Source organism: Streptomyces sp. NPDC059003, from assembly GCF_042740445.1.
Taxonomy (GTDB): domain Bacteria; phylum Actinomycetota; class Actinomycetes; order Streptomycetales; family Streptomycetaceae; genus Streptomyces.
In genome coordinates this window covers 92,297-106,965 of the sequence record NZ_JBHYJH010000008.1, presented here as the reverse complement: position 1 = coordinate 106,965, position 14,669 = coordinate 92,297, and the positions used below count along the sequence as shown (strand labels likewise).

General features: G+C 74.1%; 13 protein-coding genes. 6 read left to right on the top strand and 7 right to left on the bottom strand.

Annotated elements, in window-relative coordinates; translation table 11 throughout:
- A partial coding sequence (locus ACFWZ5_RS06625; protein WP_384890489.1) for an ATP-binding protein occupies window positions 1-1,730 on the top strand: 1,730 nt, incomplete at its 5' end.
- A 175-nt stretch (window positions 1,731-1,905) separates the two neighbouring features.
- Here ACFWZ5_RS06625 and ACFWZ5_RS06620 read toward each other — a convergent pair.
- The 3 genes from ACFWZ5_RS06620 to ACFWZ5_RS06610 all read right to left on the bottom strand — a co-directional run bounded on the left by ACFWZ5_RS06620 (window position 1,906) and on the right by ACFWZ5_RS06610 (window position 6,223).
- Window positions 1,906-4,326 carry a polysaccharide lyase 8 family protein gene (locus ACFWZ5_RS06620; RefSeq protein ID WP_384806690.1) on the bottom strand — a complete coding sequence of 807 codons (2,421 nt, stop codon included), beginning with the start codon at window positions 4,324-4,326 and terminating at the stop codon, window positions 1,906-1,908.
- A 139-nt stretch (window positions 4,327-4,465) separates the two neighbouring features.
- The gene (locus tag ACFWZ5_RS06615; RefSeq protein ID WP_384890487.1) at window positions 4,466-5,254 is read right to left on the bottom strand and encodes a slipin family protein; all 789 of its coding nucleotides are present in this window, start codon (window positions 5,252-5,254) and stop codon (window positions 4,466-4,468) included.
- A gap of 84 nt (window positions 5,255-5,338) precedes the next feature.
- Window positions 5,339-6,223 carry a hypothetical protein gene (locus ACFWZ5_RS06610; protein WP_384799117.1) on the bottom strand — a complete coding sequence of 295 codons (885 nt, stop codon included), beginning with the start codon at window positions 6,221-6,223 and terminating at the stop codon, window positions 5,339-5,341.
- 78 nt (window positions 6,224-6,301) lie between these two features.
- On the opposite strand from ACFWZ5_RS06610, the gene ACFWZ5_RS06605 reads away from it, so the two are divergent.
- On the top strand, window positions 6,302-7,030 hold the full coding sequence (locus ACFWZ5_RS06605) for a class I SAM-dependent methyltransferase (RefSeq protein WP_384799120.1): 729 nt from the start codon (window positions 6,302-6,304) through the stop codon (window positions 7,028-7,030).
- 43 nt (window positions 7,031-7,073) lie between these two features.
- On the opposite strand, the gene ACFWZ5_RS06600 is transcribed toward ACFWZ5_RS06605, so the two are convergent.
- Window positions 7,074-8,024 carry a GlxA family transcriptional regulator gene (locus ACFWZ5_RS06600; protein WP_384799123.1) on the bottom strand — a complete coding sequence of 317 codons (951 nt, stop codon included), beginning with the start codon at window positions 8,022-8,024 and terminating at the stop codon, window positions 7,074-7,076.
- A 253-nt stretch (window positions 8,025-8,277) separates the two neighbouring features.
- Between ACFWZ5_RS06600 and ACFWZ5_RS06595 the strand changes: the two genes are divergently transcribed.
- Together ACFWZ5_RS06595 and ACFWZ5_RS06590 are read left to right on the top strand one after the other, a co-directional pair.
- Window positions 8,278-8,931 carry a DJ-1/PfpI family protein gene (locus tag ACFWZ5_RS06595; RefSeq protein ID WP_384799126.1) on the top strand — a complete coding sequence of 218 codons (654 nt, stop codon included), beginning with the start codon at window positions 8,278-8,280 and terminating at the stop codon, window positions 8,929-8,931.
- A gap of 15 nt (window positions 8,932-8,946) precedes the next feature.
- Window positions 8,947-9,441 carry a hypothetical protein gene (locus ACFWZ5_RS06590; RefSeq protein ID WP_384799129.1) on the top strand — a complete coding sequence of 165 codons (495 nt, stop codon included), beginning with the start codon at window positions 8,947-8,949 and terminating at the stop codon, window positions 9,439-9,441.
- Window positions 9,442-9,456: 15 nt separating this feature from the next.
- Here ACFWZ5_RS06590 and ACFWZ5_RS06585 read toward each other — a convergent pair whose 3' ends face one another.
- The gene (locus ACFWZ5_RS06585; protein WP_384799132.1) at window positions 9,457-10,485 is read right to left on the bottom strand and encodes a hydroxyacid dehydrogenase; all 1,029 of its coding nucleotides are present in this window, start codon (window positions 10,483-10,485) and stop codon (window positions 9,457-9,459) included.
- Window positions 10,486-10,609: 124 nt separating this feature from the next.
- Here ACFWZ5_RS06585 and ACFWZ5_RS06580 point away from each other — a divergent pair, with 124 nt between their 5' ends.
- Window positions 10,610-11,272 carry a M15 family metallopeptidase gene (locus ACFWZ5_RS06580; RefSeq protein ID WP_384799135.1) on the top strand — a complete coding sequence of 221 codons (663 nt, stop codon included), beginning with the start codon at window positions 10,610-10,612 and terminating at the stop codon, window positions 11,270-11,272.
- A gap of 13 nt (window positions 11,273-11,285) precedes the next feature.
- Here the strand turns inward: ACFWZ5_RS06580 and ACFWZ5_RS06575 are convergent, their stop codons facing one another.
- Window positions 11,286-12,332, bottom strand: coding sequence for a sensor histidine kinase (locus tag ACFWZ5_RS06575; protein ID WP_384799168.1), 1,047 nt, complete (start codon window positions 12,330-12,332; stop codon window positions 11,286-11,288).
- Between the two features lie 119 nt (window positions 12,333-12,451).
- Window positions 12,452-13,126: a response regulator gene (locus ACFWZ5_RS06570; RefSeq protein ID WP_384799138.1), complete on the bottom strand. Its 675-nt coding sequence runs from the start codon at window positions 13,124-13,126 to the stop codon at window positions 12,452-12,454.
- A 201-nt stretch (window positions 13,127-13,327) separates the two neighbouring features.
- On the opposite strand from ACFWZ5_RS06570, the gene ACFWZ5_RS06565 reads away from it, so the two are divergent.
- Window positions 13,328-14,635 carry a DUF418 domain-containing protein gene (locus tag ACFWZ5_RS06565; protein ID WP_384799141.1) on the top strand — a complete coding sequence of 436 codons (1,308 nt, stop codon included), beginning with the start codon at window positions 13,328-13,330 and terminating at the stop codon, window positions 14,633-14,635.
- Window positions 14,636-14,669: the final 34 nt, after the last annotated feature.

The following is a 14,669-nucleotide window of genomic DNA, read 5'->3' as shown; positions in this document are numbered from 1 at the left end:
CGGCCTCGCCGAAGGAGCTCGCCGTCCAGCGCACGCTGGTCGAGGACCTGGGCGGCAGCTTCCACCACGTCATAGGCGAGGACATCACCGCCGCCCTCCTGGAGTTCGCGCGCGGGGTCAACGCCACCCAGATCGTCCTCGGCGTCTCGCGCCGCAAGGGCTGGCAGTACGTCTTCGGGCCCGGCGTCAGCGCCACCGTGGCCAGCGAGTCCGGCCCCGACCTGGACGTCCACCTGGTCACCCACGACGAGGTGGGCAAGGGCCGCGGCCTGTCCAGCGCGCCCCGCGCCACGCGGATCGACCGCAACCGGATCGTGTGGGGCTGGCTCGTCGGCATGGTCGGCCCGGTCCTGCTCACGCTGCTGCTGCGCGGGGCCGCGCCCAGCCTCGGGCTCGCCAACGACATGCTGCTCTTCCTGACGCTGACCGTGGCGGCGGCCCTGCTCGGCGGCATGCTCCCGGCACTCGCGTCCGCGGCGTTCGGCTCGCTCCTGCTCAACTACTTCTTCACACCACCCGTCCACCACATACTGATCGCCAACCCCAAGAACATCGTCGCCCTGGTGATCTTCATCGCCGTCGCGGTGTCGGTGGCGTCGGTGGTCGACCTGGCGGCCCGCCGCACCCACCAGGCGGCCCGCCTGCGCGCCGAGTCGGAAATACTGTCCCACCTGGCGGGCAGCGTCCTGCGCGGCGAGAACAGCCTGGAGTCCCTCCTGGAGACCGTCCGCGAGACGTTCGCCATGGAGTCCGTGGCCCTCCTGGAGCGCGAGAGCGACATCTCCCCGTGGACCTGCACGGCCGGCGTCGGAGCCCGGCCGCACGCCGGCCGCCCCGAGGACGCCGACGTCGACATGCCGGTCGGCGACTACATGTCCCTCGCCCTGTCGGGCCGGGTCCTGCCCGCCGAGGACCGCCGGGTGCTCGCCGCGTTCGCCGCGCAGGCCGCCGTCGTCCTCGACCGCCAGCGCCTCCAGTCCCAGGCGGCCGAGGCCCGCACCCTCGCCGAGGGCAACCGCATCCGCACCGCCCTGCTCGCCGCCGTCAGCCACGACCTGCGCACCCCCCTCGCCGGCATCAAGGCGTCCGTGTCCAGCCTGCGCTCCGACGACATCGAGTGGTCGGACGAGGACCAGGCAGAGCTCCTCGAAGCCATCGAGGCGGGCGCCGACCGGCTCGACCACCTCGTCGGCAACCTCCTCGACATGTCCCGGCTCCAGACCGACACCGTCCAGCCGATGGTCCGCGAGATCGACCTCGACGAAGTGGTGCCGCTCGCCCTGGAGGGCATGGCGACGCCCGCCGAGCACGTCGTCCTCGACATCCCCGAGGAGCTGCCGATGGTGGCCGCCGACAAGGGCCTCCTGGAGCGCGCCGTCGCCAACGTCATCGAGAACGCCCTGAAGTACAGCCCCGCGGGCGAGCGGGTCCTCGTCGCCGCGAGCACGATGGCCGACCAGGTCCAGCTGCGCGTCGTGGACCGCGGACCCGGCGTCCCCGACGACGCCAAGGACCGCATCTTCGAGCCGTTCCAGCGCTACGGCGACGCCCCGCGCGGCGCCGGAGTGGGCCTCGGCCTCGCGGTCGCCCGCGGCTTCACGGAGTCCATGGGCGGCACGCTCTCCGCGGAGGACACCCCCGGCGGCGGCCTCACCATGGTCCTCGCGCTGCGCATGGTCCCCGGACGCCCGCAGACCAAGCCGGACCTGCCCGCGGCGGTCACCTCCTAGGGCGTGTCTTTTGGATCAGGCCGGATCAGCCCGCGGCGTCTGGTGCGGTGCATCGCAAGGCGGAGCATCGTCCTCGTACTGGGCGTACTTGGGCGGTGCGACAACGCGGCGAGGTGCCGTGCCAGGCGTCGCGGGCCCGGCCTGATCCGAAAGACACGCCCTAGCCGCGGACGCGTCAGCCGAGGCGCACGGTGACCTGCTGCGTCGCGCCCTTCGTGGCGGCGAGGTCGGCGAACACGAGCGTCAGGGACGCGCCGGTCGTCGCCGACGTGACCGTGGCGGGTCGGCCGGTGACCGCGGTCACCGGCCGGTGCCACGTCACCGTCAGGCCCGCCCCCGTGGCGCGCGTCGGATCGCTGACGCACACCGTCGCCGTCCCGTCGGACCGCTCGCCGATCAGCACGGCGCAGGGCGCGCTCGCGGTGAGCGGCCCGGCGGTGGACCCCGCCCAGAAGTTCACCGCGGTCACGCCGAGCGACGGCACGCTGACGCCCTGCCGCGCACCGGAGTTGGCGAGCACCGTCAGCCAGCCGGTGGCCGCGGCACGCTCCGCGGTGCGGTCCGCGCTCGCGCCGGGGAGCAGCAGATAGGCGTACGTGGCGTCGGTGGGGTCGGTGCCGTGGTCGACGTACAGCGTCAGATACGTACGCGTCAGGGGCGCCGTGGAGCCGCCCCGGTTCACGTCGCTCCACCGGCCGGTGCGCTGTTCCCGCAGTGCCTGCACGGTGGCCGTGCCCGGGAAGACATAGCCGCCGTGGCCGCCGATGTGCGCCCACGCGGCGCCGGTGAGCGTCTGCGACCAGGGCGTGGTGGTGGGTTGGGTGACGCCGTCCGCCGTGAAGGGCGCGCGGCCCGCCGCGCCGAGGTTGCGGCTCTCGACCGTGGTCTCCACCGCCGTGCCGTCCGCGCAGGTGATGCCCGCGCCCAGGCACACGATCGTGTCGTCCAGGCAGAACCACGACTTCCGCGCTGACAGCGTGCTCTGCAGCCCCCTGAGGTGCTGCCCGACCGTGGCCCTGTGGCCGTCCGTGGCGCCGCCGACCCAGCTCACGGCCGGGCGGGACGCGCCCCAGTCGCCGCCCGCCGCGTCCGCGAGCACCTTGCGCGAGGCGGTCGTGCCGGGCAGCCGGTAGGGGTCGGCCGTGGGCCAGAAGGCGTCGCTGTACTGGCCGTTGGCATAGGTGTCGCCCCACCACGCGAGCAGCCCCGAGCCGGTGTGCCAGCCGCGCAGGTTCTCGCCGTTGCCCGTCTCGTAGTACGCGATGCGGGAGTCCGCCATGCTGATCGACGCGGCCCAGCCGGGGCGGCGGTGCGTGGCGCGCGCCATGTTCGGGAACAGGCGGTGGCCGGTCGGCTCCGGGACCGGCGTGACCGACGGGTCGTCGTCGATGTCCTTCAGGCGGGCGAGGCCCGGCAGGCCGAGCTGGGGGTCGCTCAGCGGCGGGCTGTAGTAGTCACGGCGCAGCCAGCCCTTCACCAGGCCCCGCCAGCGGGCGTTCTCGGCCGCGGACGCGCCCTGGCCGAGCAGCGCGATGGACGCGAGGACCGGGTGGCCGCGCAGGTGGTCGTCGGCCTGGATCCGCCGGGCGTCGGACGCGGCGACGCCCCGGCTGAGGGCGCGGCCCGCGACGCAGTCCATCACCAGGCCGTTGTAGAGGAACGGCGCCCAGGCCCGCTCGACGGCGTCGAAGACGATCTGCCGGTTCGGGTCGGTCACCTCCCACGCCGAACCGGCGAGCAGCGCGAAGAGCAGCCCGAGCCCGCCGAGGAACACCGCCCCGTACGAGCCGGTGTACGGCACGTACGTGTGCTGGATGAACGAGCCGTCGCGGTACAGGCCGTCGCCGCTGGTCACATAGGGGAGCACGGGCGAGAGCGCGTCCCTGGCCAGGGCGATCTTCGCGGGGCTCGCGCCGACGACGCCGCGCAGGGCGAGGACCCGGCACAGGTCCACGCGGTTGGCGCCCGTGCTGGTGCCGCTGTAGCGGGCGACCGCCGAGTCCGGCACGAAGTGGTCGACGGTCGCGCAGTAGCGGGCCCGCTGGTCGGCGGAGAGCGCGTCGTGCAGCAGCACACAGGTGTCGAGCAGCGCCTGCGGGGCGCCGATCTGCCAGCTCCACCAGTTGCCGAACCGCTCCTGCCGTTCGTTGTAGACCTGCGCGTACAGGTGGTCGAGCCCGGTGAGGACGGCGTCCCGCAGGCCCGCGTCACCGGTCACGCCCGTGCCGGGCTGCGCGTGCGCCTGCGCCATCGTCGCGAGCCGCGTGTAGCTGGCGACGACGTTCGCGGAGTAGCCGAACGACTCCTGGTCGGTGTCCGGTTCGGGGTCGGCGTACGACAGACCGGGCCACAGGGATCCGGGCGCGGGGGCCATGGTGGACCGCAACTGCCTCGCTGCGGCGCCGAGTTCGGCGAGCCGGGTCTTGAAGGGCTCGGCGGTCGGGCTGAAGCCCTCGCCGAGGACGAGGGCGCGCCACTTGGCGCGCAGTGCGGCGTACGCGTCCGCCGTGTCCGCCGATACGGGCCCGGCGGTGAGCGTGAGGGCGCAGGTGCCGGAGGTGAGGAGGAAGGCGCGGCGGGGCCAGGGTGTGGGCATGCGGGACTCCGTGGGGTGGGTGCGGAGCGGTGCACGTGCCGTGAGGGGTGGGGCGTCGCAAGTAGTAAGCGTTTTCTAGCAGGGACCGCGGGCTCCCTCAAGAGCTGGGGAGTTGCTTACGGCGCGGGGGAGGAGTCGCTCAAGGCGCGGGAGGGAGCTGCTCCTTGTCCTTGGCGGCGCGCTCCAGGAAGCGGAGGAGTTCGACGGGGAAGGGCAGGACGAGGGTGGAGTTCTTCTCGGCGGCGACGGCCACGACGGTCTGCAGCAGGCGCAGTTGGAGGGCGGCGGGCTGTTCGGACATCTCCTTGGCCGCCTCGGAGAGCTTCTTGGAGGCCTGGAGTTCGGCGTCGGCGTTGATGACCCGGGCGCGGCGCTCGCGGTCGGCCTCGGCCTGCCGGGCCATGGAGCGCTTCATCGTCTCCGGCAGCGATACGTCCTTGATCTCGACGCGGTCGATCTGCACGCCCCAGCCGATGGCGGGGCTGTCGATCATCAGCTCCAGGCCCTGGTTGAGCTTCTCGCGATTCGAGAGCAGGTCGTCCAGGTCGCTCTTGCCGATGATGGACCGCAGCGAGGTCTGCGCCATCTGCGAGACCGCGAAGCGGTAGTCCTCCACCTGCACGATCGCGTTGGCCGCGTCGACGACCTTGAAGTAGACGACCGCGTCCACCCGCACGGTGACGTTGTCGCGCGTGATGCCCTCCTGCGCGGGCACCGGCAGCGTCACGATCTGCATGTTGACCTTGCGCATCCGGTCGACGCCCGGCACGACCATGGTGAACCCGGGCTCACGGGCGTTGCCGTGCAGCCGCCCGAGCCGGAAGACCACGCCCCGTTCGTACTGCTTGACGACGCGGGCGGCCGACATCACGTACACCAGACCCGCGGACAGGGTCGCCGCGCCCGCCGCGAGCAGCTCCACCACCATGACGACCCCCTGTCGCCGCCGAGTCGTCCGATATTTAACGATACGCCCGGATGTCGGCGGCGGGCGAGCCTCCACGGAGACGGGTCAGGGCCGCCGGGGCCGCGACTCGTACAGGCGCGTGTAGTAGCGGCCCGCCGCTTCGAGGCCGGTCGGGTCGTCGCCCGCGGCCCGCACCCGCTCGACGGCGTCGCGCTGCTCCTCGGGGCCGGTGAACCGGCGCTGCGGGTAGAGCCGGCCGGGGTCGGTCGTGGTGGTCAAGCCGTGCTCGGCGAGGCTCCGGGAGATCCGGTCGTAGGGGACGGTGCGCAGGACGAACGCGCTGACCCACAGGGGGAGCCGCACGCAGTCGAGGAGGGCGTCGAAGGTGCGGTACGAGACGTAGCCGATGCCTCCGGTGACGGTGATCAGGCCGACGCCGGCCAGGGCCCGGGCCAGGGGCGGGCTCGGCGGCACGCGCTCCAGGTTCTCCGCGTAGGCCTCGTCGAGCAGCCCGACGGCCAGGGCGTACGCGGTGGCGTTGGGGGCGGTGTCCACGCCGATGATCCGGACCGCGTCGGCGCGGCGGCGCGCGGCGAAGAACTCCTTGTCGCGGTCGATCAGTTCGCTCGGCGTGAGCCCCGCCGCCTCCGCGCCGGTGTAGTGCGCGTACAGTTCGTCCAGCGTGAGGTCGTGGTTGAGCAGCGCCGCGTTGATGCCGTACGAACAGCACAGGTCGAGGACCGTGATCCGGCGGCCGTCCGGGCCCCCGGGGCCGGCCTGTTCCCGCGCGGCGAGCGCCCGGCGGAAGACGCCCTGGGCGTGGTGCGGGATCTCGTACGCGAAGGGTGCGAGGCGGCCGAAGTACGCGCGCGGGTCCGGCTGGTCGTAGATGTCGTCGAACCGCGTCTTGCCCGCCATCTCGCTCATGGCGGGGCCGCCGCCCGCGCCCATGGCGGGGTCGCCGTCGCCGGGTGTCCTGGGTGCGCGCATGGAGGTACCTCCGTGAGGGTGAGCGCGGTCTGCGGCGGGGGAGCCCTGCCCGGTGCCCCGACTCATTAGGCTGTGCCGGTGTTCACCTCCCAGGGCCCATCGCTTCGCGAACTGGCCGTTCAGGCGCTGTCCTCCACCGAGCGCGGCTACGATCTGCTGGCTCCCAAGTTCGACCGCACGCCGTTCCGCACGCCCGACCGGTTCCTCGACGCGACCGTCGAGGCACTGCGCCCGCTCGGCCCGTTCGGGACGGGGCTCGACGTGTGCTGCGGCACCGGGGCGGGCGTCGAGGTCCTGCTGCCGCTGTGCCGGGAGCGCGTGACGGGCGTCGACTTCAGCGCCGGGATGCTGGCCGCGGCGCGGGCCGGGGTCGTCCCGGAGGCGGCGGGGCCCGCGGTGGACTGGGTGCGGGCCGACGCCCGCGCGCTGCCGTTCACCGGCGCCTTCGACGTGGCCGTCAGCTTCGGGGCGTTCGGACACTTCCTGCCGTCGGAGCGGCCCGGGCTCTTCGCCCAGGTGCACCGGGCGCTGTGCCCCGGTGGCCTGTTCGCCTTTCCCATCGGCGCACCGCAGCCACTCACGTCACCATGGTACTGGGCCATGCTCGGCTTCGACGGGGCGATGAGGGTGCGCAACGCGCTGTGGCGGCCGCACTTCGTCATGTACTACCGCACGTTTCCGCTGGCCGGAGTGGTGGCCGACCTGGAGCGCGCCGGGTTCGCGGTGGAGCTGCTTCCGCTCGCGGAGTTCGGCCGTCGCGCCGACGGCAGCCCGAGCTGGCGGCTCGTGCTGGCGCGCAAGGCCTGACTGGTGGCAGCAGGGCCCTGACCGGTGGCACCAAGGCCTGGCGTCACGCCTGCGTGCTGCTGAACGCCCGCCGGTACGCCTGCGGGCTGACTCCGGCGACCCGCTTGAAGCGGTCGCGGAACGCCGTCGGTGAGCCGAAGCCGACCTGCGCGGCGATGCGCTCCACCGGGTGCTCGGTGGTCTCGAGGAGGTGCTGGGCCCGGCGGACGCGGGCCCGGTGCAGCCACTGCAGCGGCGTCGTGCCGGTCTGCTCGCGGAAGCGGCGCAGCAGCGTGCGGCTGCTCAGGCCCGCGTGCCCGGCGATGTCGTCGAGCGTGAGGTCCCGGGCCGCGTTCTCGTCCAGCCAGGTCAACAGGGGTTCGAGCGCGGCGCCGCGCGGGCTCGCCGGGGGCAGGTTGACGATGAACTGGGCCTGACCGCCCTCGCGTTCCAGGGGCATGACGGACGCGCGCGCGGCCTCGGCGGCGACCGCGGAGCCGTAGTCCCTGCGGATCATGTGCAGGCACAGGTCGAGCCCGGCGGCGGCGCCCGCGGACGTGAGGACCTGGCCGTTGTCCACGTACAGGACGTCCGGGTCGACGGCCACGTCCGGGTACGCGGCGGCCAGCTGGTCCGTCGCGTACCAGTGCGTGGTGGCCCTGAGCCCCTTGAGCAGCCCCGACTGCGCGAGCACGAACGTGCCGACGCAGATCGAGGCGATCCGCGTGCCCGCGTCGGCGGCCGCGCGCAGCGCGTCGAGGACGTCCTCCCGCACCGGCGCCATCGGGTCGTGGACGCCCGGCACCATCACCGTGTCCGCGTCCGCGAGCCCGCTCAGGTCGTGGTGCGCGCGCAGCGTGAAGGTGCCCGCGTCGACCTCCGGCTCCGCGGCGCACACCCGCACCCGGTAGCCGTCCCGCCCGCCGGGCAGCTGCGTGCGGGCGAAGGCGTCGATGGGCATCGCCAGGTCGGAGGGGATGACGTTGTCCAGGGCGAGGACCGCGACCGTATGCATGGCGGCAACGTACGTCACCGCCGAGGTTCCGCCAAGCCGGGACGGCGGCGTCACATAGCCGCACACCAGCGGATTCGACCCTCTTGATGTCCCCAGACGCTCTTGGCGATATCCCGTTGGAAGCTGTCATTAGTGCCACTGTCGAGGCGGGAACGGCGCTGGCTAGCCTCGGCCGAGGGCCCGAGCGGAGCGTCGCCTCTCCTGGGTCCCGCCGGTACCCCTTCACCCACCACCCACGAAACGGAACCTCCGCATGCACGTGCAGGCAGTCCTCTTCGACGGCTTCGATCCGCTGGACCTCATCGGGCCCCTGGAAATCCTGTACGCGGGAGGTGTCGCCACCGGTGGCGCCATCACCGTGGAGCTGGTCTCGGCGGAGGGCGCGCGCGACGTGCCCAGCGCCCTGGAGATGATCTCCCTCAAGGCCACGGCCCGGCTCGACCCGGAGCGCGCCGACCTGATCGTGGTGCCGGGCGCGGCCGGGGCCACCGAGCAAGGGGATCCCGGCGACGACAGCATCCCCTCGCGGCTCCGGCGCGCACTCGGCACGGAGCTGCCCGGACTGCTCGGCGCCGCCCTGGCCCGCGAGGGCGTCACCGTGGCGACCGTCTGCGGCGGCTCGCTGCTCCTGGCCATGGCGGGCCTCGTCGAGGGCCGCCCCGCCGCCGGGCACCACCAGACCCTGCCGGGCATGGCGGACCTCGGCGTCCGCGCGGTCGGGGCGCGGGTCGTCGACGACGGCGACCTCGTGTCCGGTGCCGGGGTCACGTCGGGGCTCGACCTCGGTCTGCACCTGCTGGAGCGGGAGTTCGGCCCGCGCGTCGCGCACACGGTCGAGCGGCTCTTCGCGTACGAGCGCCGCGGCGTCGTATGGCGCGAAACCGGTGCCGAAGCCGTCGCGGTCTGATCGGCCGGTACCGCGATGACGAAGCTCTTCCTCGTTCTGCACGTGCTCGCCGCGATCGTGGCCGTCGGCCCCGTCACCGTCGCCGCCAGCATGTTCCCGAAGGTCCTGCGCGACGCCCTCGCCGAGCCGGGCGGCGCCGCGCCCGTCACGACGCTGCGCACCCTGCACCGCATCTGCCGTGTCTACGCGGGCGTCGGCGTCGCCGTCGTGGGCTTCGGCTTCGCCACGGCGAGCAGCATGGACGTCCTCGGCAGCGCCTGGCTCGTCACCTCCATCGCGCTCACGTTCGTCGCGGCGGTGGTGCTGATCGTGCTCGTCCTGCCGCGGCAGGAGTCGGCTCTCGACGCGGTGAGCGGGACGGAGCCCGAGGGCGACGGCGGTGCCGCGGCCGTGGTCGTCGACCGGCGCACGAGCGCTCAACTGGCCATGTTCACCGGCGTCTTCAACCTCCTCTGGGCGACCGTCACGATCCTGATGATCGTCAGGCCGGGCTCCACCACCGGCGCCTGACCCCTCGGGCGGACGTCACGCCAGGAACGGGGCCCGCTCCGCCGGTACGGCGTGGGCGAAGCCGTCGCCCGCCGCCCACCGTCCGACCTCGCTGACCGCGAGGTCGGTCAGGCGGCGCCACTCGTTGCCCTGGGACCCGGCGAGGTGCGGGGTGAGGAGCGCGTGCTCGCAGTCCCACAACGGGTGGGCGGGCGGCAGGACTTCGGGGTCCGTGACGTCGAGCACCGCCCGGATCCGCCCGCGCGTCACGGCGTCCGTCAGGGCCTCCTGGTCGACGACGGCGCCGCGCGCGGTGTTGATGAGCACCGCGTCCTGCCGCATGGCGGCGAGAAGTTCCGCGCTGACGAGCCCGTGCGTGGCGGGAAGCAGCGGCGTGTGGACGCTCACGACGTCGCTGTCCGCGAAGAGTTCCCGCAGTCCGACGCTCCGCACGCCGAGCGCCGCGGCATCGCGCTCCGTCACGTACGGGTCGTGGAGCAGCACCTCCATGTCGTACGGCCGCAGCAGCTCGACGACGCGGCGCCCGACGTGCGAGGCGGACAGGATGCCCACGGTGCGGCCGTGGTTGCCGATCGCGCGGGGCGTGCCGAACGGGTCGTCGCGGTCGCGCGCCGCCCGGTAGGAGCGGGCCCGCTCCAGGACCCGCTTGCCCGCGAGCAGGATCATCGCGACCGTGTACTCGGCGACGGGCAGCGCGTTGGCGGCGGCCGCCGACGACACCTCGATCCCGCGCTCCCAGCACGCGCGCGTGACGTGGCCGCGTACGGACCCCGCGGTGTGCACCACGGCCCGCAGCTCCGGCGCCGCCGCGAGGGCGGCCGCGTCCAGGGGCGGGCAGCCCCACCCGGTCACGAGCACCTCGGCCCGGCCGAGCACGGCCCGCGCCGACTCGGTGGTGAAGTCGTCGAGCAGCGGCGGATGGTGCAGGTCGCACACCTCGGAGAGGGCGGCGACCACCTCGTCGTCGATGACGGCCGCCGCCGCGTCGGCCGACATGGCGAGCGCGGCACGCGGCCGGGAGCGGGGGCGGGGCGGGACGGGCATGCGGACCGGGTTCCTCACGTCGTCGGGCGGGGGCGCCGCGGGCTGCTCCAGGTATACACCGCGCGCCGGTGCGCATGACGAACTCCCGTATACACCGCGCGGCAGCGCACGTGATGATCTCCCCATGACTGAGATCACGTTGATGTCGGACCCGAAGGTCGCCGCCGTCCCCGTCCGGGACATCGCCGAGCCCCTCGTGGACGTCCGCCGCGAGGGCGGCCTCCTCGTCGACTCCCTGGTGGCGGACCCGGCGGGGTCGTACGCGCTGCTGCGCGAAGGGGTGCTCCAACGCCTGGTGAAGGCGGACGGGCTGCTGCCGGACGGCCTGCGGCTGCTCTTCGTCGAGGGCTATCGGCCGCTGTCGCTGCAGCGCCGGTACTTCGAGGAGTACGCGGCCGAACTCCGCGCCGCCGACCCCGCCCGGCCGCCCGCGGAGATCCACGCCGCCGCGAGCCGCTATGTGTCCCCGCCGGACATAGCCCCGCACAGCGCGGGCGCGGCCGTCGACCTGACCCTGGCAGGACCCGACGGGAAGCAGCTGGACATGGGCACGGCGCTGAACGCGAGCCCGGAGGAGAGCGCGGGCGCCTGCTACACGCACGCGGACGGCATCAGCGCCGACGCCCGCGCCAACCGGCGGACCCTCGGCGCGGCGCTCACGGCCGTGGGCCTGGTCAACTACCCCACGGAATGGTGGCACTGGTCGTACGGCGACCGGTACTGGGCGCTGGCGACGGGCGCGGAGTGCGCCCTGTACGGGCCGTGGGAGGCGGACGGAAACCGGTGACAGGTATGCGGCGTCAGCCGTCCGTGGACGGGACCCTGAGCGTCACCCGGAAGCCGCCGTCCTCCGTCGGGCCCGCCTGGAAGGTGGCGTCGAGGAGCTCCGCCCGCTCGCGCAGACCGATCAGACCCTGGCGGGAGCCGGGGAGGGGGAGGGACGGGCGGGTGGGCGGAGTGTTGGTGACGGTGACGCCGAACTCGTCGCCGTCGTCCCACAGGTCCACGCGGGCGCGGGCGCCCGGCGCGTGCTTGCGCACGTTGGTGAGGGCCTCCTGGACCGTGCGGTAGAGGGTGCGCTGCGCGGGCGTGGGGATGTCGAGCGGCAGCTCGCCGGACAGCTCCGCGTCGATGCCGCTGGAGGCGACCAGGCCCCGCAGGTCCGCGAGCGTGGGCTGCGGGGTGAGCTCAGTGGCCCGGCCGCCCGACGCGCGCAACAGCGTGACCATGTGCCGCAGTTCGTCGAGGGTGTCGACGCTCAGGGAGCGGATCGTGCGGGCGGCCTCCCGCGAGTCCGCGTCCCGCGCCGACACCTGCCAGGCCCCGGCGCGCACCGCGATGAGCGACACCTGGTGCGAGACCACGTCGTGCATCTCGCGGGCCAGCTGGGTGCGCTCCTGGGCGAGGACGGCCTGTGCGTGCAGGACCCGCTCCTGCTCACGGGCCTCCTCGATCTCGGTGAGGCGGCGCGACAGGTCGCGGCGGGCCTGGGTGAGCTGGCCGAGCAGGACGGGCGCGGTCACCGTCGCCAGCGTGTAGACGAAGAAGATCGCGGTCCAGGTGTGGTCGTCGGACGCGAAGCTGGTCAGCGGCCAGGGGGTGCTGGTGGCGGCGGCGGAGAGGACCATGCACACGGCGAGCAGCCTGCGGTCGCGGGTGCGGTCGGCGAGCGTGAACAGGGCCGCGAGCGGCGGCACCATGATGTCGAGGGTCAGCGAGGCCGGCAGGGTGAGCAGGAACACCGGCAGCGGGAAGCGGCGCCGGAAGACGAGCGCGGCGCACGAGAGCGCCGCGAAGGCCAGGACCGCCGGGGTCTCGTCCTCGATGCTCAGGCCGACGTCGATCACCGCGCAGACGACGATGACCAGGTCGATGACCACCGGGGGTGGGCGGCGCAGCCAGCGCGGGCGCGGCGGGCCGTCCGGGACGGTGGCGGAGCGGGCTCCCGTGACCGGTTCCTGCGGGCTCACCGCGTCTCCTCGAGCCCGGGCGCGGCGTCGAGCAGGCCCGCCCGCTGGGCGAGCAGCGCCGCCTGGACGCGGCTGGTCACCCGGAGCTTGGTGAGGATCGCGCTCACGTGGTCCTTGACGGTGCCCGCGCTGAGGTGGAGGCGGACGCCGATGTCGGCGTTGGTGAGGCCCTCGGCGATCAGGACGAGGACGTCGCGCTCCCGGCCGGTGAGCCGGTCCACGCGCGCGGTCTCGGCGTCGGCCGCCGCGCCGCCCGCCCCGGGGTGGCTGCGGAGCATGGAGCGGGACGCCTTGGGGGACATCACGACGCCGCCCGCCGCCAGCGTCCGGACGAGCTGGGCGAGTTGGTCGGGCTCGGTGTCCTTCAGGAGGAAGCCCGCGGCGCCGGAGCGCAGCGCGGTCACGATGTACTCGTCGGTGTCGAAGGTCGTCAGCATCGCCACGACCGGCGCCTGCGGCAGCGACCGGAGCTCCCGCAGGACCGTGAGGCCGTCGACGTCCGGCATGCGGATGTCGAGCAGGACGACGTCCGGCTGCTCCCGGCGTACGGTGTCCACCGCGTCGGCCCCCGCCGCGGTCGCCACGACCCGCAGGTCGTCGGCCGCGTTGAGGATCAGCTCGAAGCCGGACCGGACCAGCGCTTCGTCGTCCACCACCACTACCTGGATCACGCGCGTCCCGTCCTGCCGTTGATCGCTCTTCTGTCCGACTCTAGGCGGCGGGGCCCGCCGCCCGGTCGGGCGCCCCCGCGGCGCCAGCCACCCGGCGTGGCGGTTCCAGCCGTTCGGGGGGAGTGCGTGGGCCGGGCGGCGGGGTCGCGCCGGACGATCGCCGGATACGGGCCGCGTCCGGCGCCGCCAAGGCTTGACGGCATGACTCAGAACGCCGTCGGGACGCCGCCGCCCCGCTCCTCGGTGCCGGGGACCGCGCCGCACGGGAGCGGCCGGGAACAGCCGGTCGCGCCGCGCAGGGGTGCTCAGGAGCGGCCGGTCGCGCCGCACGGGGGCACTCGGGAACAGCCGGGGCCCGGCCGCCTCATCGGCGTCGACCTCGCCCGCGGGCTCGCCGTCTTCGGCATGTACGCCGCCCACGTGGGCCCCGACCCGGCCACCACCGGCGGCGCCACCGGGTTCCTCATGGAGCTGACGCACGGCCGCGCGTCGGCCCTCTTCGCGTTCCTCGCCGGCTTCTCGGTGGTCCTGATGACGGGCCGCCGGGCGCCGAAGACCGGCCGCGCGGGCCGCCAGGCCGTCGTGAAGGTCGTGATCCGGGCGGTCGTCCTGCTCGCGCTCGGCACCGCGCTCACCATGAGCGAGACCCCGGTCGAGGTGATCCTCGCCTTCTACGGCCTGTACTTCCTGCTCGTCCTGCCGCTGTACCGGCTCTCGGCCCGGACGCTCGCGGAGATCGCCGTGGTGTCGGCCCTGGTGCTTCCGCAGGTCCTGTACGTCGTCGCGGAGGCGGTGTACGGCGGCGCGCTCGGCGGCGGCTCGACGGGTCCCGGGGCGTGGCCGCGTACGGCCGACGGCCTGGTGTCGCTGCTGTTCACCGGCAGCTACCCCGCCCTCTCCTGGCTGCCCTTCGTCGTCGCGGGCATGGCGGTGGCCCGGCTCGACCTGGCGTCCGCCGCCGTCCGCGTCCGCCTCGCCGTCACCGGCGCGGGCCTCGCCGTGCTCGGGTACGGCGGCTCGTGGCTGGCCCTGCACCACGTGCCCGGCGTCGCCCGCGCCCTCGGCGCGGCCGGGTGGCAGGCGAACGGGGCGGGCACCGCGTGGTGGTCCGACGTCGCGGGCTGGCCCGAGCAGTCCACCCCGGCGTGGCTGTTCGTGGCCGCGCCGCACAGCGAGACGACGCTGTCCGTCGTGGCGAACACGGGCGTCGCGATCGTGGTCCTGGTCGCCTGCCTGGCCGCCGTCGACGTCCTGCCGCGCTTCCGGCGGCTCGCCCGGCCGGTGATCGCCGTCGGCAGCATGTCCCTGACCGCGTACGTCCTGCACATCGTGGCCATCCGGCTGCTGGGCATGGAGGAGCTGCCCGGATCGTCGTCGCCGGGGTACGTCCTGCTCGGCTTCGTCGCGGGCGTCACCGTCTTCGCGGCGCTCTGGTCCCGCTTCTTCCGGCGCGGCCCGCTCGAAGCGCTGCTCCAGCGGGCGACCAAGGTCGCCGAGCGCGTCCGCTGAGCCGGCCCGCCGGGCCCGGGCGGTACCTGAGTAC

What these genes read in the sequence shown, in the direction of transcription:
- ACFWZ5_RS06620 (WP_384806690.1), bottom strand. Translation starts at nt 4,326, where the DNA reads ATGCCCACACCCTGGCCCCGCCGCGCCTTCCTCCTCACCTCCGGCACC.
- ACFWZ5_RS06615 (WP_384890487.1), bottom strand. Translation starts at nt 5,254, where the DNA reads ATGGTGGTGGAGCTGCTCGCGGCGGGCGCGGCGACCCTGTCCGCGGGT.
- ACFWZ5_RS06610 (WP_384799117.1), bottom strand. Translation starts at nt 6,223, where the DNA reads ATGCGCGCACCCAGGACACCCGGCGACGGCGACCCCGCCATGGGCGCG.
- ACFWZ5_RS06600 (WP_384799123.1), bottom strand. Translation starts at nt 8,024, where the DNA reads ATGCATACGGTCGCGGTCCTCGCCCTGGACAACGTCATCCCCTCCGAC.
- ACFWZ5_RS06595 (WP_384799126.1), top strand. Translation starts at nt 8,278, where the DNA reads ATGCACGTGCAGGCAGTCCTCTTCGACGGCTTCGATCCGCTGGACCTC.
- ACFWZ5_RS06590 (WP_384799129.1), top strand. Translation starts at nt 8,947, where the DNA reads ATGACGAAGCTCTTCCTCGTTCTGCACGTGCTCGCCGCGATCGTGGCC.
- ACFWZ5_RS06585 (WP_384799132.1), bottom strand. Translation starts at nt 10,485, where the DNA reads ATGCCCGTCCCGCCCCGCCCCCGCTCCCGGCCGCGTGCCGCGCTCGCC.
- ACFWZ5_RS06580 (WP_384799135.1), top strand. Translation starts at nt 10,610, where the DNA reads ATGACTGAGATCACGTTGATGTCGGACCCGAAGGTCGCCGCCGTCCCC.
- ACFWZ5_RS06565 (WP_384799141.1), top strand. Translation starts at nt 13,328, where the DNA reads ATGACTCAGAACGCCGTCGGGACGCCGCCGCCCCGCTCCTCGGTGCCG.